The sequence below is a fragment of the Pseudomonas fluorescens genome, from assembly GCF_001708445.1.
Taxonomy (GTDB): Bacteria; Pseudomonadota; Gammaproteobacteria; order Pseudomonadales; family Pseudomonadaceae; genus Aquipseudomonas; species Aquipseudomonas gorinensis.
On the sequence record NZ_CP015637.1, the window covers coordinates 3,279,157 to 3,301,280 of the forward strand.

At 61.3% G+C, this 22,124-nt stretch carries 17 protein-coding genes, 1 tRNA gene and 1 pseudogene; 16 read left to right on the forward strand and 3 right to left on the reverse strand.

Going from position 1 to position 22,124, the window contains the following annotated elements; genetic code table 11:
* Nucleotides 1-43: 43 nt before the first annotated feature.
* The 5 genes from A7317_RS14535 (at nucleotide 44) to A7317_RS14555 (ending at nucleotide 6,891) form a co-directional block, all read left to right on the forward strand.
* Nucleotides 44-1,336 (forward strand): HlyD family type I secretion periplasmic adaptor subunit, encoded by a 1,293-nt coding sequence (locus A7317_RS14535; protein ID WP_024075582.1) that lies wholly within the window; start codon nucleotides 44-46, stop codon nucleotides 1,334-1,336.
* A gap of 2 nt (nucleotides 1,337-1,338) precedes the next feature.
* Nucleotides 1,339-2,676, forward strand: coding sequence for a TolC family outer membrane protein (locus A7317_RS14540; RefSeq protein ID WP_069076144.1), 1,338 nt, complete (start codon nucleotides 1,339-1,341; stop codon nucleotides 2,674-2,676).
* Nucleotides 2,677-2,716: 40 nt separating this feature from the next.
* Nucleotides 2,717-4,141, forward strand: a complete 1,425-nt coding sequence (locus A7317_RS14545) for a lipase (RefSeq protein WP_069076145.1) — start codon at nucleotides 2,717-2,719, stop codon at nucleotides 4,139-4,141.
* A gap of 479 nt (nucleotides 4,142-4,620) precedes the next feature.
* The gene (locus A7317_RS14550) at nucleotides 4,621-5,805 is read left to right on the forward strand and encodes a thiolase family protein (RefSeq protein ID WP_069076146.1); all 1,185 of its coding nucleotides are present in this window, start codon (nucleotides 4,621-4,623) and stop codon (nucleotides 5,803-5,805) included.
* Nucleotides 5,806-5,934: 129 nt separating this feature from the next.
* Nucleotides 5,935-6,891, forward strand: coding sequence for a DMT family transporter (locus A7317_RS14555; RefSeq protein WP_024076610.1), 957 nt, complete (start codon nucleotides 5,935-5,937; stop codon nucleotides 6,889-6,891).
* Here the strand turns inward: A7317_RS14555 and A7317_RS14560 are convergent.
* Nucleotides 6,888-8,270, reverse strand: a complete 1,383-nt coding sequence (locus A7317_RS14560; protein WP_041160987.1) for a class II fumarate hydratase — start codon at nucleotides 8,268-8,270, stop codon at nucleotides 6,888-6,890. The two genes, A7317_RS14555 and A7317_RS14560, sit on opposite strands and share 4 nt — an antisense overlap.
* A gap of 192 nt (nucleotides 8,271-8,462) precedes the next feature.
* Between A7317_RS14560 and A7317_RS14565 the strand changes: the two genes are divergently transcribed.
* The 7 genes from A7317_RS14565 (at nucleotide 8,463) to A7317_RS14595 (ending at nucleotide 16,176) form a co-directional block, all read left to right on the forward strand.
* Nucleotides 8,463-8,981: a DUF2059 domain-containing protein gene (locus A7317_RS14565; RefSeq protein ID WP_010567461.1), complete on the forward strand. Its 519-nt coding sequence runs from the start codon at nucleotides 8,463-8,465 to the stop codon at nucleotides 8,979-8,981.
* A gap of 6 nt (nucleotides 8,982-8,987) precedes the next feature.
* Nucleotides 8,988-9,284 (forward strand): BolA family protein, encoded by a 297-nt coding sequence (locus A7317_RS14570; protein ID WP_024076608.1) that lies wholly within the window; start codon nucleotides 8,988-8,990, stop codon nucleotides 9,282-9,284.
* Between the two features lie 118 nt (nucleotides 9,285-9,402).
* Complete coding sequence (locus A7317_RS14575) at nucleotides 9,403-10,344, forward strand: rhodanese-related sulfurtransferase (RefSeq protein ID WP_069076147.1); 942 nt, start codon at nucleotides 9,403-9,405, stop codon at nucleotides 10,342-10,344.
* Nucleotides 10,345-10,347: 3 nt separating this feature from the next.
* Nucleotides 10,348-10,983: a DsbA family protein gene (locus A7317_RS14580; protein ID WP_024076606.1), complete on the forward strand. Its 636-nt coding sequence runs from the start codon at nucleotides 10,348-10,350 to the stop codon at nucleotides 10,981-10,983.
* The gene (locus A7317_RS14585; RefSeq protein ID WP_069076148.1) at nucleotides 10,976-12,793 is read left to right on the forward strand and encodes an ABC transporter ATP-binding protein; all 1,818 of its coding nucleotides are present in this window, start codon (nucleotides 10,976-10,978) and stop codon (nucleotides 12,791-12,793) included. Before A7317_RS14580 ends, A7317_RS14585 begins: the two co-directional genes overlap by 8 nt.
* A gap of 71 nt (nucleotides 12,794-12,864) precedes the next feature.
* Entirely contained in the window at nucleotides 12,865-15,327 is a 2,463-nt protein-coding gene (locus A7317_RS14590) for an EAL domain-containing protein (protein ID WP_024076604.1), read from the forward strand.
* Nucleotides 15,328-15,405: 78 nt separating this feature from the next.
* Nucleotides 15,406-16,176 carry a TenA family transcriptional regulator gene (locus tag A7317_RS14595; protein WP_205896045.1) on the forward strand — a complete coding sequence of 257 codons (771 nt, stop codon included), beginning with the start codon at nucleotides 15,406-15,408 and terminating at the stop codon, nucleotides 16,174-16,176.
* A 22-nt stretch (nucleotides 16,177-16,198) separates the two neighbouring features.
* Here the strand turns inward: A7317_RS14595 and A7317_RS14600 are convergent, their stop codons facing one another.
* The gene (locus A7317_RS14600; RefSeq protein WP_069076149.1) at nucleotides 16,199-17,125 is read right to left on the reverse strand and encodes a GGDEF domain-containing protein; all 927 of its coding nucleotides are present in this window, start codon (nucleotides 17,123-17,125) and stop codon (nucleotides 16,199-16,201) included.
* A 281-nt stretch (nucleotides 17,126-17,406) separates the two neighbouring features.
* Nucleotides 17,407-18,549 carry an FMN-dependent L-lactate dehydrogenase LldD gene (gene lldD, locus A7317_RS14605; protein ID WP_069076150.1) on the reverse strand — a complete coding sequence of 381 codons (1,143 nt, stop codon included), beginning with the start codon at nucleotides 18,547-18,549 and terminating at the stop codon, nucleotides 17,407-17,409.
* A 100-nt stretch (nucleotides 18,550-18,649) separates the two neighbouring features.
* Here lldD and A7317_RS14610 point away from each other — a divergent pair, with 100 nt between their 5' ends.
* The 4 genes and pseudogenes from A7317_RS14610 (at nucleotide 18,650) to A7317_RS14620 (ending at nucleotide 22,099) form a co-directional block, all read left to right on the forward strand.
* Nucleotides 18,650-19,537, forward strand: a complete 888-nt coding sequence (locus A7317_RS14610) for a LysR family transcriptional regulator (protein ID WP_069076151.1) — start codon at nucleotides 18,650-18,652, stop codon at nucleotides 19,535-19,537.
* Nucleotides 19,538-19,621: 84 nt separating this feature from the next.
* Nucleotides 19,622-19,697: transfer RNA gene (locus tag A7317_RS14615), tRNA-Asn, on the forward strand.
* A gap of 121 nt (nucleotides 19,698-19,818) precedes the next feature.
* Nucleotides 19,819-20,140, forward strand: a pseudogene (locus A7317_RS30035) (ParA family protein); the annotation flags it as partial.
* Between the two features lie 237 nt (nucleotides 20,141-20,377).
* A complete protein-coding gene (locus A7317_RS14620) occupies nucleotides 20,378-22,099 on the forward strand; it encodes a ShlB/FhaC/HecB family hemolysin secretion/activation protein (RefSeq protein ID WP_081329204.1) in 1,722 nt (573 codons plus the stop codon).
* The last annotated feature ends 25 nt before the right edge of the window (nucleotides 22,100-22,124 follow it).

Below are 22,124 nucleotides of genomic sequence, written 5' to 3' on the forward strand. Positions count from 1 at the left end.
GCTCGCTCCTACAGGTTTTGCGTCAAGCAGTAAGGATGTCAGCATGATTCATGAACAACGCGACGCCCGGTTCTTCGCGCGCATGGGCTGGCTGCTGAGCGTGGTCGGTGCCGGTGGCTTTTTCCTCTGGGCCAGCCTGGCGCCCCTGGACCAGGGCATCCCTGTGCAGGGCACGGTGGTGGTGTCGGGCAAACGCAAGGCGGTGCAAACCTTCAGCCCCGGCGTGGTCAGTCGGATTCTGGTGCAGGAAGGGCAGTGGGTGAAGCAAGGCCAGCCGCTGTTCCGTCTCGACCAGACCCAGCACCAGGCCGACGTGCAGTCCCTGCAAGCCCAGTACCGCATGGCCTGGGCCAGCGTCGCGCGGTGGCAGAGCGAACGCGACAATCAATCGGCCATCACCTTTCCCGCTGAGCTGAGCAACAGCCCCGACCCGGCACTGGCGCTGGTCCTCGAAGGCCAGCGCCAATTGTTCAGCAGCCGCCGCGAAGCCTTTGCCCGGGAACAGGCCGGGATTCGCGCGAATATCGAGGGTGCCAGCGCGCAACTGAACGGCATGCGCCGTGCGCGCAGCGACCTGACCGCCCAGGCCCAGTCCCTGCGCGACCAACTGAGCAACCTGCAACCCTTGGCCGACAACGGTTATATCCCGCGCAACCGCTTGATGGAGTACCAGCGCCAGTTGTCCCAGGTGCAACAGGACCTGGCGCAGAACACCGGCGAAAGCGGCCGGGTGGAGCAGGGGATCCTCGAATCGCGCCTTAAGCTGCAGCAGCACAGCGAGGAATACCAGAAGGAAGTCCGCAGCCAGCTGGCCGACGCACAGTTGCGCAGCCTGACCCTGGAGCAGCAACTCACCTCCGCCGGCTTCGATCTGCAACACAGCGAGATCAACGCACCGGCCGACGGCATCGCGGTCAACCTCAGCGTGCACACCGAGGGCGCCGTGGTGCGGGCCGGTGAAACCCTGCTGGAAATCGTGCCCCAGGGCACGCGCCTGGAAGTCGAAGGGCATTTGCCGGTGCACCTGGTGGACAAGGTCGGCACCCACTTGCCGGTCGATATCCTGTTCACCGCCTTCAACCAGAGCCGTACCCCCCGCGTGCCGGGGGAAGTGAGCCTGATTTCCGCCGACCAGATGCTCGACGAAAAAACCGGCGCCCCGTATTACGTGCTGCGCACAGCCGTCAGCGAGGCGGCCCTGGAGAAACTCCACGGCCTGGTGATCAAACCGGGCATGCCTGCCGAGATGTTCGTGCGCACCGGCGAACGCTCGTTGCTCAATTACCTGTTCAAGCCGTTGCTCGATCGCGCCGGCTCCGCGTTGACCGAGGAATGAGCATGAAGCCAGTGTTCATCACCTTGCTGCTGGCCTGCGCCAATGCCCAGGCCGCCATGGGCCCGTTCGATGTGTATGAACAGGCGCTGCGCAACGATCCGGTGTTTCTCGGCGCCATCAAGGAGCGCGACGCCGGCCTGGAAAACCGCACCATCGGCCGCGCCGGCCTGCTGCCCAAGCTGTCGTACACCTACAACAAGGGCCGCAACAACTCCCAGGCCACCTTGCCCGATGGGCGTGGCGGCAATTATCACGATGACCGCAACTACAACAGTTACGGCTCCACGTTCAGCCTGCAACAGCCGTTGTTCGACTACGAGGCTTACGCCAACTACCGCAAGGGCGTGGCCCAAGCGTTGTTTGCCGATGAGAGTTTTCGCGACAAGAGCCAGGCGCTGCTGGTGCGGGTGCTGAGTTATTACACCCAGGCACTGTTTGCCCAGGACCAGATCGATATCGCCCGCGCCAAGAAAAAAGCCTTCGAGCAGCAGTTCCAGCAGAACCGGCACCTGTTCCAGCAAGGCGAAGGCACGCGGACCGATATCCTCGAAGCCGAATCGCGCTATGAACTGGCCACCGCTGAAGAAATCCAGGCGCTGGATGAGCAGGACGCCTCGTTGAGAGAGCTGGGCGCCTTGATCGGCGTACAGAGCGTCAATATCACCGATTTGGCGCCCCTGAACCCAAGCTTCGCCGCCTTCACGCTGACGCCGGCCAACTACGACAGCTGGCATGAACTGGCGGTGAGCAACAACCCCACACTCGCGTCCCAGCGCCAGGCCCTGGAAGTGGCGCGTTACGAAGTGGAGCGCAACCGCGCCGGGCATTTGCCGAAGGTCATGGCGTATGCCAGCTCGCGCCAGCAGGAGTCCGACAGCGGCAACACCTACAACCAGCGCTACGACACCAACACCATCGGCGTCGAAGTCAGCCTGCCGTTGTATGCCGGTGGCGGTATTTCGGCGTCCACCCGCCAGGCCAGCCGCGCCATGGAGCAGGCCGAGTACGAACTGGAAGGCAAGACCCGCGAAACCCTGATCGAGCTGCGTCGGCAGTTCAGTGCCTGCCTGTCCGGTGTCAGCAAACTGCGCGCTTACCAAAAGGCCCTGACCTCGGCGCAAGCGCTGGTGGTGTCGACCCGGCAAAGCATCCTCGGTGGCGAGCGGGTCAACCTCGATGCGTTGAACGCTGAGCAACAGCTCTACAGCACGCGGCGCGATTTGGCCCAGGCGCGCTACGACTACCTGATGGCCTGGACCAAATTGCATTACTACGCCGGCAACCTGCGCGACACCGACTTGGCCAAGGTGGATGAGGCGTTCGGGCCGGCACCGCAGTAATTGACTTTCTCGACAATTCCAACAACAGAGAGGCAAGACCATGGGCGTGTTTGACTATAAAAACCTCGGGGCCGAAGGCTCCAAAGCGTTGTTCGCCGATGCCATGGCGATCACGCTGTATACCTACCACAACCTGGATAACGGCTTTGCCGTGGGCTACCAGCACAACGGCCTGGGGCTCGGCTTGCCTGCCACGCTGGTCGGTGCTCTGCTGGGTAGTACGGATTCCCAGGGCGTGATCCCCGGCATTCCCTGGAACCCGGACACGGAAAAAGCCGCCCTGGACGCTGTGCAACAGGCCGGTTGGACGCCCATCAGCGCGAGCGCCCTGGGCTATACCGGCAAGGTCGACGCCCGAGGCACGTTCTTCGGCGAAAAGGCCGGCTACACCACGGCCCAGGTCGAGGTACTGGGCAAGTACGATGACGCCGGCAAGTTGCTGGAAATCGGTATCGGTTTTCGCGGTACTTCAGGCCCTCGGGAAACGTTGATCAGCGACTCCATAGGGGATCTGGTCAGCGATCTGCTCGCCGCTCTGGGCCCCAAGGATTACGCGAAGAACTATGCCGGCGAAGCCTTTGGCGGCCTGCTCAAGAACGTCGCCGACTATGCCAGCGCCCACGGCCTCAGCGGCCACGACGTGGTGGTCAGCGGCCACAGCCTGGGCGGCCTGGCGGTCAACAGCATGGCCGACTTGAGCAGCGGCAAATGGGCGGGTTTCTACCAGGACGCCAACTACGTGGCCTACGCCTCGCCGACCCAGAGCGCCGGCGACAAGGTGCTCAATATCGGTTATGAAAACGACCCGGTATTCCGTGCACTGGACGGCTCCTCCTTCAATTGGTCGTCGTTGGGCGTGCATGACCAACCCCATGAATCGACCACCGACAATATCGTCAGCTTTAACGACCACTACGCCTCGACGCTATGGAATGTGCTGCCGTTTTCCATCACCAACCTGCCGACTTGGATCTCGCATTTGCCCACGGGGTATGGCGACGGGATGACGCGCATCGTGGAATCGGGTTTCTATGCGCAGATGAGCCGCGATTCGACGATCATCGTCGCCAACCTGTCCGACCCGGCGCGGGCCAACACCTGGGTGCAGGACCTTAACCGCAATGCCGAGGCGCACAAGGGCAACACATTCATTATTGGCAGCGACGGCGATGACCTGATCCAGGGCGGCAAGGGCGCGGACTTTATCGAGGGCGGCAAGGGCAATGACACGATCCGCGACAGCAGCGGCCACAACACGTTTCTGTTCAACGGGCATTTCGGCCAGGACCGGATTATCGGCTATCAAGCCACCGACAAGCTGGTGTTCACGGATGTGCAGGGCAGTGCGGATTATCGTGATCACGCCAAGGTGGTAGGCGCGGATACGGTGATCAGTTTTGGCGCGGATTCGGTGACGTTGGTGGGGGTGGTCGGGCTATCGGGGGAGGGGATTGTTATCGCTTGAAACTGTGGGAGGGGGCTGTTGTGGCGAGCAGGTTTGTTGTGGCGAGCGGGCTTGCCCTAATGCCGTTCAGTTAAGGCTTTTTTGTAGGAGCGAGCTTGCTCGCGAAAAACTCAACGCGGGTTTCTTTTTGGTTGGCATACATGCACCTCTTACTCATGTTATGCCCGAACACAAAATTTCTGACACCCCCAGCGGGCTTGCCCCGCGTTGGGGCGCGAAGCGGCCCTGACCCAGACGCCGCGTTTCTCCAGGCAGAACTCATTGGCTGGTTTTGGGGCCGCTTCGCAGCCCAACGCGGGGCAAGCCCGCTCGCCACAACAAGCGCTCTCCCCCACAACAAGCCCTCTGGCCACAACAGGCCGACTCACCACCGATTTATGTTCGTCACCATGTTTTTGCATACGCCGGGTGAATGATCGTCGCAGTGGGAGAGGACTGGATTTATTCTCGATCCAACAACCACAAGATCGAGGTAGCCCATGCGTGAAGTAGTGATCGTCGACAGTGTGCGAACCGGCCTGGCCAAATCCTTTCGCGGCAAGTTCAACCAGACCCGCCCGGATGACATGGCGGCCCATTGCGTCAACGCGCTGCTGGCCCGCAACGGCATCGACCCGGCCACGGTGGAGGATTGCATCGTCGGCGCCGGCTCCAACGAGGGCGCCCAGGGCTACAACATCGGGCGCAACGTGGCGGTGCTTTCGCAATTGGGTACCGGCACGGCAGGGATGACGCTCAACCGCTTCTGTTCGTCGGGCCTGCAGGCGATCGCCATCGCCGCCAACCAGATCGCCTCGGGGTGCAGCGATATCATCGTGGCGGGCGGTGTCGAGTCGATCAGCCTGACCATGAAAAGCGTCAACACCGATAACCTCATCAACCCGCTGCTCAAGGCGCAGGTGCCGGGCATCTACTTCCCCATGGGCCAGACCGCTGAAATCGTCGCGCGCCGCTACAACGTGAGCCGCGAAGACCAGGACCTCTACGCCTTGCAAAGTCAGCAGCGCACGGCCCAGGCCCAGACCGATGGCCTGTTTGACGATGAAATCGTGGCGATGGCGGTCAAGTACAGGGTCGAGGACAAGAACACTGGCGCCGTACAAATCCTCGACGGCGTCGTTGATCGCGATGACTGCAACCGCCCGGACACCACGTTGGCCAGCCTGTCTGGGTTGAAGCCGGTGTTTGCCGAAGACGGCTCGGTGACGGCGGGTAACTCGTCGCAGCTCTCCGATGGCGCCTCGATGACGCTGGTGATGAGCCTGGAGAAAGCCCTGGAACTGGGGCTCAAGCCCAAGGCGTTTTTCCGCGGTTTCACCGTGGCAGGTTGCGAGCCGGATGAGATGGGCATCGGCCCGGTGTTCTCGGTGCCCAAGCTGCTCAAGGCGCGAGGCCTGCAGGTGGCGGACATCGACCTGTGGGAACTCAACGAAGCCTTCGCTTCCCAATGCCTGTACGCGCGTAATCGCCTGGAAATTGATAACGACAAGTACAACGTCAACGGCGGCTCGATCTCCATTGGCCACCCGTTCGGCATGACCGGTTCGCGCCAGGTCGGGCACCTGGTGCGTGAGCTGCAGCGGCGCAATTTGCGTTATGGCATCGTCACCATGTGCGTGGGCGGCGGCATGGGCGCCACGGGACTGTTCGAAGCCGTGCGCTGATAAGTGTGGGAGGGGGCAAGTCGAATCGTCGCACCGCCCCCTCCCACAGGTATGCAGCGCCATATCCCAATGCGTCCACTTGCCCCTAGAATAGCCGCTCCTCCACCTCTGGCATTTTCTGGGGCACTCATGCACATCTCTTCCGGCCGCTGGGTCTACGGTTTTTTCCTGACCCTGCTGACCGCGCTGCTCTGGGGCATTCTGCCGATCAAGCTCAAGCAAGTGTTGCAGGTGATGGACCCGATCACCGTCACCTGGTTTCGCCTGATGGTGGCCGGCAGTTGCCTCTTCGTGTACCTCGCCGCGACCAAGCGCCTGCCCAGTCGTAAAGTGCTCGGCCCCAAGGGCGGCTGGCTGGTGGCGATGGCCGTGTGCGGCCTGGTGGGCAACTACGTGTTGTACCTGGTGGGCCTGAAACTGCTCAGCCCCGGCACCGCGCAGTTGGTGGTGCAGATGGGGCCGATCTTCCTGATGATCGCCAGCGTGTTTGTGTTCAAGGAACGTTTCAGCGTGGGTCAGAGCGTGGGCCTGGTGGTGCTGATCGTCGGCTTCGGTCTGTTCTTCAACCAACGCCTGGAGGAACTGCTGACGTCCCTCGGCGCTTATACCGCCGGTGTGCTGACGATCCTGCTCGCCACGTCGATCTGGGTGTTCTACGCCTTGGGCCAGAAGCAGTTGCTGACCGTCTGGAATTCGCTGCAAGTGATGATGGTGATCTACCTGTCGTGCGCCGTGCTGCTGACGCCTTGGGCGCATCCGCTGGAGGCCCTGCAACTGAGCCCGCTGCAAGGCTGGCTGTTGCTGGCGTGTTGCATGAACACACTGGTGGCCTACGGCGCATTTGCCGAAGCCCTGGCCCACTGGGAAGCCTCGCGGGTGAGTGCAACCCTGGCACTGACGCCGTTGGTGACCTTTGTCGCGGTGGCGTTGGCGGCGTGGCTGTGGCCCAACTATGTGCAGGCCGAAGAGATCAATGCCTTGGGCTATTTCGGCGCGTTGGTGGTGGTCATGGGGTCGGCGGCGGTTGCGCTGGCGCCGTCGTTGCTCGCCGGGCTCAAGGCCCGGCGGCTACGCATGGCGTCTTAGGCGCCCAGCATGTTTTCCGGGCGTACCCACTGGTCGAACTCTGCGTCGGTGAGGTAGCCCAGGTCCAGCGCCGCTTCCCGAAGGGTCAATCCTTCGGCGTAGGCCTTCTTGGCGATCTCTGCTGACTTGTCATAGCCGATGTGCGGGTTGAGCGCCGTGACCAGCATCAGCCCGCGTTCCAGGTGCTCGGCCATTTGTTCGGCGTCGGGCTCCAGGCCGGCGATGCAGTGCTCCTGGAAGTTATTGCAGCCGTCGGCCAACAGGCGGATCGATTCCAGCAGGTTGTGGATGATCACCGGCTTGTACACGTTCAACTGCAAATGCCCTTGGCTCGCCGCGATGCCGATGGTCACGTCATTGCCCAGTACTTGGCAGGCCAGCATGGACAGCGCTTCGCACTGGGTCGGATTGACCTTGCCGGGCATGATCGAGCTGCCCGGTTCGTTGGCTGGCAGTTTGACTTCCGCCAGCCCGGCGCGGGGGCCGGAGCCGAGCAGGCGCAGGTCGTTGGCGATTTTCATCAGGGCCACGGCCAGGGTTTTCAGCGCACCGTGCAAGGTCACCAGGGGTTCGTGTCCGGAGAGGGCGGCGAATTTGTTGGGGGCGGTCACGAACGGTAAGCCCGACAGCGCCGCCAGCTCGGCGGCAATCGCTTCGCCAAAGCCATGGGGCGAGTTGAGCCCGGTGCCCACGGCCGTGCCGCCCTGGGCCAGCTCGCAGACCTGGGGCAGGGCGCTGCGGATCGCGCGCTCGGCGTAATCAAGCTGGGCGATAAACGCCGAGAGTTCCTGGCCAAAGGTGATCGGCGTGGCATCCATCATATGAGTGCGACCGGTCTTCACCAGCTTCATATGCCGTGCCGACAGTTCCGCCAGGCCGCCGGACAGGTGGGTGATCGCCGGCAGCAATTGCTGGTTGACCGCCTGAACCGCCGCGATGCTCATGGCGGTGGGGAAGCAGTCGTTGGAACTCTGGGAGCGGTTGACGTGATCGTTGGGGTGTACGGGGCTCTTGCCGCCACGGGTCTTGCCCGACAGCTCGTTGGCGCGGCCGGCGATCACTTCGTTGGCGTTCATGTTGCTTTGGGTGCCGCTGCCGGTTTGCCACACCACCAAGGGGAATTGGTCGTCATGTTGGCCGGCCAGTACTTCGTCGGCGGCTTGTTCGATCAAGCGGGCGATATCGGCGGGCAGGTCGCCATTGCGGTCGTTGACCCGGGCAGCGGCCTTCTTGATCAAGGCCAGGGCGTGCAGGACCGCCAGGGGCATGCGCTGTTCGCCGATAGCGAAGTTCACCAGCGAACGTTGGGTCTGGGCGCCCCAGTAAGCGTCATCCGGGACTTGGACTTCTCCCAGGCTGTCGGTTTCGATACGGCTCATCGGGCACACTCCTTCAGGTTCGTTTGCGCAGTTTAGGCTGTGATCGGCCCGGGGGGTTCCCTAAAAGACTTTTCATCGGATTCATTCACGGCAATCCGCGCCCGCTAAGGCTCGGGGTTGAGCCGGGGCGTTTTTTAGGCGCAGAATGGGCGCCCTTGGGGTCTTACCTCGCCTGCTAGAAAAGGAAACTCGATGACTCGTCTTCGTGCCATCTGTACCGCGGTTGCTCTGGTTTGCGCCAGCGGCCAGGTTTTTGCCGATACCGCCAGCCACAACGCCAGTGCCGAAGCCTTCCTTACCCTGGCCCACGCTGACAAGCTGGGGACCCCGGTGTACATGCAAGTGCAGCAAATGTTCGCCCAGCGTTTCGAACAGACCAAGGCGCCTGCCGCCAAACAGTCCGTACTGGACAGCTACCAGGCCAAGGCCAATGCTGCCCTGGACCAAGCCATCGGCTGGCCGAAACTGAAGCCGGACATGGTCAAGCTCTACACCAGCAACTTCAGCGAATCCGAGCTCAAGGACCTGGTTGCGTTCTACCAGTCGCCACTGGGCAAGAAAGTCCTGGAGAAAATGCCGCAGCTGACCCAGCAATCGGCCCAGATGACCCAGGCCAAACTGGAAAGCGCCGTGCCGGTGGTGAACAAGCTGTTGGAAGACATGACCAACGAGCTGACGCCTAAAGCCGCCGCACCGGCCAAGAAGAAGTAAGCAGGAATGACCATGCAACAGCGTATCGAAACGGCACTTGCCGCCCTGGCCCCGGAGCACTTGAGCGTGCTGGACGAAAGCCATATGCACAGCCGTGGGTTGCAGACCCACTTCAAGGCCGTGCTGGTCAGCCAGCAGTTCGAGGGGCTCAACCGCGTCAAGCGCCACCAGAAGGTCTACGCCACCCTGGGTGACCTGATGAGCGAGTTTCATGCGCTGGCGCTGCATACCTACACGCCCGCAGAGTGGGCGAAAATCGACGCAGCCCCGGCCTCGCCGACCTGCGCCGGCGGCCATGGCTGATGACCGGGTGCCTCTGACACCTCGCATTTGCTAGAATCCGCAACGCGCCGCTTAGCCGGCGCGTTTTTTTTGCATCCGGTTCACCCCTTACGAGGGTAGCCACCTGGAGAGAACACCCATGACTCAACCGATTGTCGTGGCGGCACTGTATAAGTTCGTCACCCTCGAAGATTACGTTGCGCTGCGCGAGCCCCTGCTGCAGGCGATGGTCGACAATGGCATCAAAGGCACCTTGCTGATCGCCGAAGAAGGCATCAACGGTACCATTTCCGGCAGCCGCGAAGGCATTGACGGCCTGATGGCCTGGCTCAAGAACGACCCGCGCATGGACGACATCGACCACAAAGAGTCGTACTGCGACGAGCAGCCGTTCTACCGCACCAAGGTCAAGCTCAAGAAAGAGATCGTGACCCTGGGCGTCGAAGGCGTCGACCCGAACAAGAAGGTCGGCACCTACGTCGATCCGCAGGACTGGAACGCGCTGATCAGCGACCCCGAAGTGTTGTTGATCGACACCCGTAACGACTACGAAGTGTCCATCGGCACTTTTGAAGGCGCGATCGACCCGAAAACCACCAGTTTTCGCGAATTTCCCGACTATATCAAAGCCAACTTCGACCCGGCCAAGCACAAGAAGGTCGCCATGTTCTGCACCGGCGGCATTCGTTGCGAAAAGGCCTCGAGCTACATGCTCAGTGAAGGCTTCGATGAGGTCTACCACCTCAAGGGCGGCATCCTGAAGTACCTCGAAGAGGTGCCGCAGGCAGAGACCAAATGGCAGGGCGACTGCTTTGTGTTCGACAATCGCGTCACCGTGCGCCACGACTTGAGCGAAGGCGACTACGATCAATGTCATGCCTGCCGCACACCGGTGAGCGTGCAAGACCGCGCATCCGAGCACTATGTGGCGGGCATCAGTTGCCCACATTGCTGGGATAAGCTGCCGGAGAAAACCCGTCGCAGCGCGATCGACCGGCAAAAGCAGATTGAGTTGGCCAAGGCCCGCAATATGCCGCACCCGATCGGCTTCAACTACAAGCAAACTCCTTCCGAGGCCTGAGCCATGTCCGCGCGCCTGCTCTATGTAATGGATCCTATGTGTTCCTGGTGCTGGGGCTTTGCCCCGGTGGCGCAGGCGCTGGTTGAGCAGGCCCAGGCGGCCGGCGTGGAGCTGCACCTGGTGGTGGGCGGCTTGCGCACTGGCAGCGGCGCGGCGCTGGAGCCGACGACCCGGCGCTATATCCTGGAACACTGGCAGGCGGTCACCGACGCCACCGGGCAGACGTTCACGTTCGAAGGCGCGCTGCCCGACGGTTTTGTCTACGACACGGAGCCAGCGTGCCGTGCAATTGTCACTGCGCGCAGCCTGGCGCCGGATTGCGCGTGGAAACTGCTGGGCCTGATCCAGCATGCATTTTATGTCGAGGGGCGCGATGTGACCCTCGCCAGTGTGCTGGTGGAACTGGCCGAGGAGGCCGGTATCCCGCGTATCGAGTTTGCCGGCGCTTTCGACCGCGCCGAGCAGCATGCCGCTACCGCCGCCGATTTCACCTGGGTGCAGGACCTGGGGATCGCCGGTTTCCCGACGCTGCTGGCCGAGCGCAATGGCCAGTTGGCGTTGCTGACCAATGGCTACCAGCCGCTCTCCGAGCTGTCGCCTCTGCTCGCCCGATGGCTGGAGCGAGCTGCCTGTGCATGATCAGCCCGACCTAACGCCCACCCCTCGTGTCGACCGCTTGACCTGGGCGGAGATCCGCCGCCTGGCCCTGCGTCACAAGAAATCCCTGTGGATCGCCAACGGTGTCGCCGTCCTGGCGACCCTGTGCAGCGTGCCTATTCCGCTGCTGTTGCCGCTGTTGGTCGACGAAGTGCTGTTGGGCCACGGCGATGCCGCGCTCAAGGTGATGAACCACGCGTTGCCCCTGGGTTGGCAAAAGGCCGCTGGGTATATCGGCTTGATGCTGCTGGTGACCTTGGCCCTGCGCTGTGGTGCGCTGGTATTCAACGTGGTGCAGGCGCGTTTGTTTGCCCGGCTGGCCAAGGACATCGTCTACCGCATCCGCGTGCGCCTGATCGAACGGCTCAAGCGTATTTCCCTGGGGGAATACGAAAGCCTGGGCAGCGGCACGGTCACCACGCACCTGGTCACCGACCTGGATACGTTGGACAAGTTCGTCGGCGAAACCCTCAGCCGTTTCCTGGTGGCGATGCTCACCCTGGTGGGCACGTCGGCCATCCTGGTGTGGATGCATTGGCAACTGGCGCTGCTGATCCTGTTGTTCAACCCGCTGGTGATCTACGCCACGGTGCAGCTGGGCAAGCGCGTCAAACACCTGAAGAAACTGGAAAACGACAGCACCTCGCGCTTTACCCAGGCGCTGACCGAAACCCTCGATGCCATTCAGGAAGTGCGCGCCGGTAACCGCCAGGGCTTTTTCCTCGGGCGCCTCGGCCAGCGTGCCCAGGAAGTGCGGGACTACGCCATCCACTCCCAGTGGAAAACCGACGCCTCCAGCCGCGCCAGTGGCTTGCTGTTCCAATTCGGCATCGACATCTTCCGTGCGGCAGCGATGCTGACGGTGCTGTTCTCCGACCTCTCCATCGGCCAGATGCTCGCGGTATTCAGCTACCTGTGGTTCATGATCGGTCCGGTGGAGCAGTTATTGAACCTGCAATACGCCTACTACGCGGCGGGCGGGGCGCTGACGCGGATCAACGAACTGCTGGCACGCGCCGATGAGCCGCAATATGCCGGCGGCCAAGACCCGTTTGCCGGGCGCGAGACGGTCGGCCTTGAAGTGCGCGGCCTCACGTTCGGGTATGGCGAAGAACGGGTGCTCGATCAATTGAACCTGGCCATCGAGCCGGGGGAGAAGGTGGCAATCGTCGGCGCCAGTGGCGGCGGCAAAAGTACTCTGGTGCAACTGCTGCTGGGGCTCTACACGCCGCAAGCTGGCAGCATTCGTTTTGGCGGCGCCACCCAGCAGGAAATCGGCCTGGAGACCATTCGCGAGAACGTCGCGGTGGTGTTGCAACACCCGGCGCTGTTCAACGATACCGTGCGGGCCAACTTGACGATGGGGCGCAGCCGCACGGACCAGGCGTGCTGGCAGGCCCTTGAAATCGCCCAGTTGGATGCGACCGTCAAGGCGCTGCCCATGGGGTTGGATAGTATCGTCGGTCGCTCAGGCGTGCGCTTCTCCGGCGGGCAGCGGCAACGCCTGGCGATTGCGCGCATGGTGTTGGCCGAGCCGAAAGTGGTGATCCTGGATGAAGCCACCTCCGCCCTGGACGCCGCCACCGAGTACAACCTGCACCAGGCGTTGGCGCGGTTTCTCAGTGGCCGTACTACACTGATCATTGCCCACCGGTTGTCAGCAGTGAAGCAGGCAGACCGGGTGTTGGTGTTCGATGGTGGGCATATCGCCGAAGATGGCGACCATCAGCAACTGATCGCCGACGGCGGCCTGTACGCCAAACTTTACGGGCACCTGCAACAAGTGCGTTGATTTAGCCTACGCTGTGCTATCAGGAGCGGATGTTCGCGTGCGTTTTCAGCTGTGCATGTGCAAGGGACTTCATGAAGCAAAAGCGGACTCTCGGAACGCCACGGTTGTTGGGCATTGTCTGGCCATTTATCGCCGTCGTGCTGTTCCAGGCATTGTTGGGCAGTGTCAGTCTCTACGTACTCTCGGCCGTGCGTGGTTATGTGGCCGGCGAAAGCCTGTGGTCAAAAGGCCAGAAGGACGCCATCTACTACCTGACCCTGTACGCCGACAATCGTGACGAAGCCACCTTCCTCAAATACCAGCAGGCCATCGCCGTGCCCCAGGGCGGGCATGAGCTGCGTATCGCCCTGGACCGGCCCATACCCGATCTCTCCGCCGCACGCCTGGGGATCCTCAAGGGGGGCAACCATCCGGATGACGTCTCCAGCCTGATCTGGTTGTACCTCAACTTTCGCCATTTCAGTTACCTGGAAAAAGCCATCGAGTTGTGGACCGTGGGGGATGGCTACCTGGTGCAACTGGATGACCTGGCCCAGACGATGCACCGCGCAATCACCACCCACCAGGTCAGCGGCGACGCTGTGCGGCAATGGAAAGCCCAGATCTTTGCCATCAACGACGGCGTGACGCCGGCGGCCAAGGCGTTCAGTGATGCCCTGGGCGAAGGTTCGCGATTTATCCTGCGGCTGTTGATGATTACCAACCTGGCCACGGCCCTGGGCCTGATCGCCCTGGCTTTGCTGCGCACCCATAAGTTACTGCGCCAGCGTCATGCGTTCGCCGATGCCCTGGAATTGGAAAAGGAGCGGGCGCAGATCACTCTGGAATCGATCGGGGACGGGGTGATCACCACTGATGTCAATGGTGCCATTGCCTACATGAACCCGGCGGCCGAGGCGCTGACCCACTGGAAATCGTCCCAGGCCCAGGGCCTGCCCCTGGCTTCGCTGTTCAATTTGCTGGATGAAGACGCCCAGCCCGATGGATTTACCCTGATCGAGCACATCACCAAAGGCCAGCTCAGCGGTGGCAGTGAACACTCCAAAACCATTCAGCGCCTGGACGGCAGCACCGTCTCGGTGACCCTGGTGGGCGCGCCGATCCGTAGCGCCGGCAAGGTCAGCGGGGCGGTGCTGGTGCTGCACGACATGACTCAGGAGCGCCAGTACATTGCCAATCTGTCGTGGCAAGCCACCCACGATGCCCTGACCGGCCTGGCCAACCGCCGCGAATTCGAATTCCGCCTGGAGCAGGTGTTGCAACAGGCCGCGCGCCAGCAAAGTGGGCGCCACGCCTTGATGTTCCTCGACCTGGACCAGTTCAAGCTGGTCAACGATACCTGCGGGCATGCGGCAGGCGACGAACTGCTGCGCCACATCTGCGCCTTGTTGCAATCGGACCTGCGGGAGGGCGACACGCTGGCGCGCCTGGGCGGCGATGAGTTCGGTATTTTGCTGGAGAACTGCCCGGCGCCGGTGGCGGAAAAAATCGCCGAAAGCCTGCGCCATACCGTGCAAAGCCTGCATTTTGTGTGGAAGGGGCGGCCGTTCATGACCACGGTCAGCATTGGCCTGGTGCACCTCTCACACGCGCCGACCACCTTGGAGACATCGCTGCGGGCCGCCGATATGGCGTGCTACATGGCCAAGGAAAAGGGCCGCAACCGCGTGCAGGTCTACCATGCCGATGACTCTGAGCTGTCCTTGCGTTTCGGCGAGATGGCCTGGGTGCAGCGCCTGCACATGGCCCTGGAAGAAAACCGTTTCTGCCTGTATGCCCAGGAAATCGCAGCCTTGGGCCATACGGACCCCGGTAACGGACATATCGAGGTCCTCCTGCGCCTGCATGATGAGGCCGGTCGGATCATTCTGCCGGACAGCTTTATCCCGGCAGCCGAACGTTACGGCCTGATGACCTCGCTGGATCGCTGGGTGGTTGAGAACGTGTTCAAGATCATCGCCCGCTGCATGCATGAGCGTCCGGGCCAGCCCATGGCCATGTGTGCGATTAATCTGTCGGGAATAACCATTGGCGATGACGATTTCCTGGGGTTTCTACGTGACAAATTCGCGGCTTACAGCATTCCTGCGGAAATGATTTGTTTTGAAATAACTGAGACCAGCGCTATTGCCAATTTGGGTAGTGCAATTCGCTTTATTAATGAACTCAAAGCGTTAGGTTGCCATTTTTCACTCGACGACTTTTGTGCCGGAATGTCCTCATTCGCTTATCTGAAACATTTACCTGTAGACTTCCTGAAGATCGATGGAAGTTTCGTAAAGGATATGCTGGACGACCCGATTAACCGCGCCATGGTCGAAGTGATCAATCACATCGGCCACGTCATGGGTAAGCGCACAATTGCCGAGTTTGTTGAAACACCGCTCATTGAACAGGCGTTACTCGAGATTGGTGTGGATTACGCTCAGGGCTACGTGATTGAACGCCCGCAGTTGTTTACCCCTGATAGCTTGCAGTGTCGACCTGTGCGGCCGCAGCCCCTGTTATTCAAGGCGCCCGGCACATTCCGCTGAAACATTTGCTGGTCTGTACAATCACACTTAAAAAGGAGCCTTACAGTGATCGACACCTTCAACCGAACCGGCCCGCTTATGGAAGCCTCAAGTTACCCCGCCTGGGCACAACGACTGATCCAGGACTGTAGTGAGAGCAAGCGCCGAGTTGTCGAGCACGAACTGTACCAGCGCATGCGTGATAACACGCTCAGCGCCAAGACCATGCGCCATTACCTTATTGGTGGCTGGCCAGTGGTTGAACAGTTTGCCTTGTACATGGCACAGAACCTCACCAAAACCAAGTTTGCCCGTCATCCTGGAGAGGACATGGCGCGGCGGTGGCTGATGCGCAACATTCGCGTGGAACTGAACCACGCCGACTATTGGGTGCATTGGGCCCGCGCCCATGGCGTCAGCCTCGAAGAGTTGCAAGCGCAGAACGTACCGCCGGAGTTGCATGCACTGAGCCATTGGTGCTGGCACACAAGTTCGGCCGACTCGCTGATCGTGGCGATTGCCGCGACCAACTACGCGATCGAGGGGGCGACCGGGGAGTGGTCCGCGGTGGTATGTTCCACCGGCGTCTACGCTGCCGCCTTCCCCGAGGAAGACCGCAAGCGCGCGATGAAATGGCTGAAGATGCACGCCCAGTACGATGACGCCCACCCGTGGGAAGCGCTGGAAATCATCTGCACCCTGGCCGGGATGAACCCGACCAAGGCGCTGCAGGCAGAGCTGCGCCAGGCCGTGTGCAAGAGCTACGACTACATGTACCTGTTCCTGGAAAGCTGCATGCGCCTGGAGAAAGACAAACCTGCGGTCATGGCGGTGCGTGAACGCCCGGTTCGCGTGGCCAGCGAAGCATAAGGTCAGCGTGATGGCGGGGTCATTACCCCGCCATTGCCAAGCGGTTACGGCCTTCGCGCTTGGCCACGTACAGCGCATTGTCGGCCCGGCGCAACAGGCTGTCGGCAGACTCACCCGCCAACAAGGTCGAGCAGCCCAGGCTCACCGTCAATTCGATGCGTAGGTCATCCTCCCAGTAGTCCTGGGCCTGCGTCGCCTGGCGCAGACGCTCGCCAACCATCGCCGCGGCATCCCGGCCGGTGTTGGACAGCAGGATCAGAAACTCTTCCCCGCCAAACCGAAACACCATGTCCACGTTACGCAACTGGGCCTTGATCGCTGCGGCGACCGCGCGCAGCACGTTATCGCCGGCCGCATGCCCATGGGTGTCGTTGATCTGTTTGAAGTGATCGATGTCCAGCATCAGCAACGACAACGGGTTCAGGTGCCGCCGCGCCATATCGATTTCCCGTTGCAGGGTCTGGTCCATGGCGACGCGGTTACCGGTCTGGGTCAGCGGGTCGCGCAGCGCACTGCGGGTGGCGGCGCGGTAGAGCAGGGCGTTGCGCATCGGGTAGAGCAGGGTGGCCAGCAGGGATTCGAGTTGGCTCAGCTCTTCTTCCACCAAGCGTTGGTTGCGGCGGAACACCAGTTCACCCAAGTGCTCGCCTTCGTGACTGAGGGCATAACTGACCGAATGATGGCCGCGATGACCAAACTCCAGGCGCAGATCACTGGCCTGGTGGCGGTACAGCAGGGCATCAAGGGGTACCAGACGCTGGATCTCGCGAAAGAACAGGCCGAGGATACGCTCCGGTTCCAAGCTGACCTGCAATTGCTGACCCAGTTGCTGGCGAAGCTGGACAGTGGTGGTGGGGCGGCGCGGCAGAGAGGTTGGCTGGCCAAAGCCCAGGCGTTGCAATTTGGCCGTGTCGAAGTCGATTGCGTGGGTCTGGGTGGGTGTTTTCATAAGCAATCGGCCTCTAAGCACTTAGCTGTCTTACAGGCTCGATGAGAGTGGCGAGTGCCAAGCGTCTTACTGTTCCTTCAGTTCCGTAAAACATTGGAAACAGTTTAGACCGCTTTGTCATGGGTTATAACCCTTGGGCACTGCCGCACGTCTTGTCATCGCTTAACCTGCGTGGGAAGGGTTAGAGCGAGATTCATGCCACTTTGTTTAACTTAATTAAACTCCTTATAAATCAATGGCTGTTTTTAACACGCAAAACAGCCATTGCCGTATGGCGCCGGTTATTTGGCAGGCTGAACCAGCGTGCTGGGGTCAATCTGGTCGATCGCGGTGACGCCCGTCAGCGTCATGGCCACGCGCATCTCCTTGGCGAAGATATCCAGCAGGTTCTCCACGCCAGACTGGCCCTCGGCGGCCAGCGCATACGCCGTCGAGCGTCCCAGCAGGCAAGCCTTGGCCCCCAGGGCGAGCATGCGCACCACGTCGAGCCCGGAGCGAATGCCGGAGTCCACCAGCACCGTCAAGTCATCGCCCACTGCCTGGGCAATCGGTGGCAACGCCTTGGTGGTGGACAGCACGCCATCCAGCTGACGCCCGCCGTGGTTGGACACCACGATGCCATCGGCGCCGAAACTCACCGCATCCTTGGCGTCCTGCGGGTCGAGGATGCCCTTGATGATCATCGGGCCTTTCCAGAATTCGCGAATCCACTCCAGGTCTTTCCAACTGATCGAGGGGTCGAAATTGTTCGCCAGCCAGCCCACGTAATCTTCCAGGGTGGTGGGTTTGCCCAGGTACGTGGAGATATTGCCCAGATCGTGAGGGCGGCCGAGCAAGCCGACATCCAATGCCCATTGCGGTTTGGTCACGGCCTGCAACATCCGCCGCGTCGATGCATACGGCCCGGACATGCCCGAGTGCGCATCGCGGTAGCGTGCGCCTGGGGTGGGCATGTCGACGGTGAACACCAGAGTTGTCACGCCGGCGGCCTGTGCCCGTTCCAGGGCATTGCGCATAAAACCGCGATCCTTGAGCACATAGAGCTGGAACCAGATCGCTTGCGGGCTCTGGGAGGCCACTTCTTCGATCGAACACACCGACACCGTCGATAAGCAAAACGGGATGCCTTTGTTCGCCGCTGCCTTGGCGGCCTGCACTTCTCCGCGTCGCGCGTACATACCGGTCAGGCCCACTGGGCTGAGGATGACGGGCATAGCCAGTTCCTGGCCGAAGACGCGGGTCTTCAAACTCAAGTTATCAACGTTGCGCAAGATGCGCTGGCGCAGGCCGATCTCGGCCAGGTCCGAGCCGTTGGCGCGCATTGTGTGCTCGGCGTAGGCGCCACCATCGATATAGTCGAACAGAAAGCGCGGCAGCTTGCGCTTGGCGGCTGCGCGGTAATCGGCAGCAGACGAGATGATCATTTAGGGTGACTCCACGGGCAAGGTGGCGCCACGATAAGCAAACATCTGGCATGATAAAAACAACTTTTATCACTACTACCCAGTCGCTAAAGGAATGCTGATGAACCTGCGCACATTGCGTGCCTTTGTCGAAGTGGTGCGCCAGGGAGGGTTCTCCCAAGCGGCCGATGTGGTGTCCCTGACCCAATCCACGGTGAGCAAGGCGGTCAAGACCCTGGAGGAGGAACTCGGCGCGCCACTGCTCAATCGCCTTGGCCACCGGAACGAACTCACCGCCGCCGGCGAAATTGCCTACCGCCGTGCCCTGGTGCTGCTTGCCGAGCACCATGACCTCGTTGCCGAGATCAACGACTTGCGCGGCCTCAAGCGCGGTGTGCTGCGCATCGGCCTGCCGCCGGTAGGATGTGGCGTGCTGTTCGCTGCGATGTTCACCACCTATCGCAGTCGCTATCCAGACATCGATATCGAACTGACCGAGCACGGCAGCAAGACACTGCGCGAATGCCTGGAAGCCGGTGAGGTCGACCTGGCGGCCCTGCTGCTGCCGGTGGACGAGGGTTTCGATTACCAGCCTGTGCGTCATGAACCACTGATGGCGGTACTGCCCATGGGCCACTCACTGGCCCGGCACACTCGCATCGATTTCACCGACCTGGCGGATTCACCCTTCATCCTGTTCGAAGCCGGCTTCGCCCTGAACGCATTGATCATGGCTGCCTGCGAGCGCAAGGGCGTAACGCCCCGAGTCACCGCCCGCAGTGGCCAGATCGACTTTATCGTCGACCTGGTAGCGGCCGGCCTGGGCGTCGCGTTCCTGCCCCGCATGCTGGCGCACAAGCACCAACACGCCGGCATCGCCTTGATCCCCCTGGACGAGCCCCACACCGACTGGCACATCGCCCTGGCTTGGCGCGCCAGTGCCCACCTGCCACCGGCGGCACGCGCGTGGCTGGATTTGGCCAAGGAAATGGCCAGCCCGACGCAGTAGGGCGTCACCGGTCATCCGAATGAAACCGGCCAAATGCTACGTAATGCTTGACTTCTCCTTTTCAATCAGTAACATACGGCGCATTCCGCGATAGCTCAGTTGGTAGAGCAAATGACTGTTAATCATTGGGTCCCTGGTTCGAGTCCAGGTCGTGGAGCCAGATAGAGAAAGCCTGCAGCGATGCAGGCTTTTTTTTGCCTTGGATTTGGCCGGGGTGATCAAAGCGCACAGCGTGACCAGCATGACGCCGTCTCTAATCCTATGATTCAGAGGTCAGTACCATGAAAGTCGCAGCAGTCGTTTCAACCAAAGGCGGGCCGGGTAAGACCACGGTGGGCGCCAATCCAGGTGCGTTCTGCGCCGATGCAGGGATTCGTACCCTGTTCATTGATCCATTCCAGTGATCCGTTCAATCAGCTGGGAAATTTGTTGCTCCATGCTGCTGACGGGTGCCTTCGTCTCAAGAACCTGTTGCCGGCTTTCGAGCAGGACTTTGATCTGATTTTGATCGATACCCAAGGAGCACGCTCCATTGTGTTGGAGATGGCCTTGCTTGGGGCACAAATGGCTACTTCCCCATCCCCCCCCGATATGCTGACTGCCCTACAGGGCGCAGGTGTTCAAGTGCTGCTACTGGTGCCGACCGTGCCGCATGAAGCCTTTGAGTGGGATTCTGTGATTTCTTGCTTAAGTACATGATGTTAAACAGCTTAATTTTTCAGGCTGAAACTGATCATGTGTCGCAGCTGAACAAAGTTATACATTTAATTGACGCCACTAAAACGCCACCATAAGATCGCCGCAAATTGATGGCATAGTGCCATGTAGAGGGATCTAGCAATGTGGCGTTCGGTACCCCGGACCAGGCTCAGTCTGCTGTCCGCTTTTTTTTGCCTGGGTTTCGCCGGGACGGCTCAAGGTGCGACCCCGCAGGATACGCCGGGCGTCACTGATCTGATCCGTGATCGTCAGGATCGCCTGCTCGAAGAGCAACAGCGCCGCCTCGAAGAACTCAAGGACCTGCCCGGCAAAGCCGCCGCGCCTGCCAAACCGACGGCGCCGGCGGACACCCGCTGCTTTGCCATCAACACCATCGAACTCATCGGCGCCGACGCGCTGTCCGAAGGCGAGCGTGATCGCCTGCTCAAGCCCTATATCGGCCAGTGCCTCGGCGTACCGCAGCTCAATGATCTGCTCAAGGTCATCACCGACTACTACCTGGCCAAAGGTCTGGTCACCAGTCGCGCCTACCTGCCGCAACAGAACCTCTCCAGCGGCAATCTCAAAGTGCAGGTGGTGGAAGGGCGTCTGGAAGGCATGAAGGGCGCCGAGGGCAGCGGTATCACCGATCGCCAGCTGTTTATGAGCTTCCCAGGCAAACCAGGCGCTCTGCTCAACCTGCGCGAGATCGAGCAGATGGTCGACCAACTGAACCGCCTGCCATCGAACCAGACGCAGATGGAATTGGCCCCCGGCAAAGAAGTGGGCGGCAGCGAAGTGCTGGTCAAAAACACCCCGCAGAAACCCTGGCGCGTCGGCCTGTCACGCCACAATGGCGGCCAACGCAGCACCGGTGAACAGCAGTGGGGTGCGAGCCTCGATTGGGACAATCCGCTGGGCCTGGCCGACCAACTCTCGCTGCGCGGCGGCCACGATGCGATCAGCGATCACCAGAAAACCTCGCGTAACTCGATGCTCAACTACAGCCTGCCGTTCGGCTGGTGGAACTTCAATTACACCTACAGCGAAAGCGAATACCGCTCGCTGGCCCAGGCCAGCGGCTTCAACTTCAAGCAATCGGGCGACAGCCAAAACCACCAACTGCGCCTGGAGCGGGTGATCCACCGCGACGCCCTGAGCAAAACCTCCCTGAGCACCGGTGTGGCCTACCTGCGCACCAACAATTTCATCGAAGACAGCAAACTCGCCCTGAGCAGCAACCGCCTCAGCGAAGCCCAATTTGGCATCAACCACGGTCGACGCATTGGCGGTTCGTTCCTCAACATCGACCTGGGCATGCAGGACGGCATCGGCGCCTTCGACGCCCAGGCCAACCACAACCCGCGCCCCGGCCAGGCCGATGCGCGCTATCGCAAATACACCGCGACCCTGAGCTACCTGTACCCGTTCAAGCTGTGGGGCGAGTCGTTCAGTTTCAGCAGCCTGATGACCGGCCAGCGCAGCGAAGACGTGCTGTTCAGCCCGCAACGCATGAGCCTGGGCGGGCAGTCGTCGATTCGTGGCTACAAGGATCAAAGCCTGTCCGGCGACAGCGGCGGCTACTGGCGCAACGACCTGCGCTGGAGCCGCCCGGTGACCTGGGCCTGGATGCAGCCGGTGTTCAGCGAATACGGCACCAGCCTCGGCTACGACCAGGGCGTGATCAGCCATGGCCGCTACAACGCCGAACAGCACGGGCGCATGACCAGCAACTCCGTGGACTTGTTCGCGCGCGGCCAGAACGTCGCCGCCACGGTGACCTTTGCACACTCTTTGGAACGCCCGGGGCCGATCACTGAACGTGAAGCGCCGATCTATTTCCGCCTGGATTTCTTTCTTTAAATTTTTACTGCCCCTCGGGCATCGA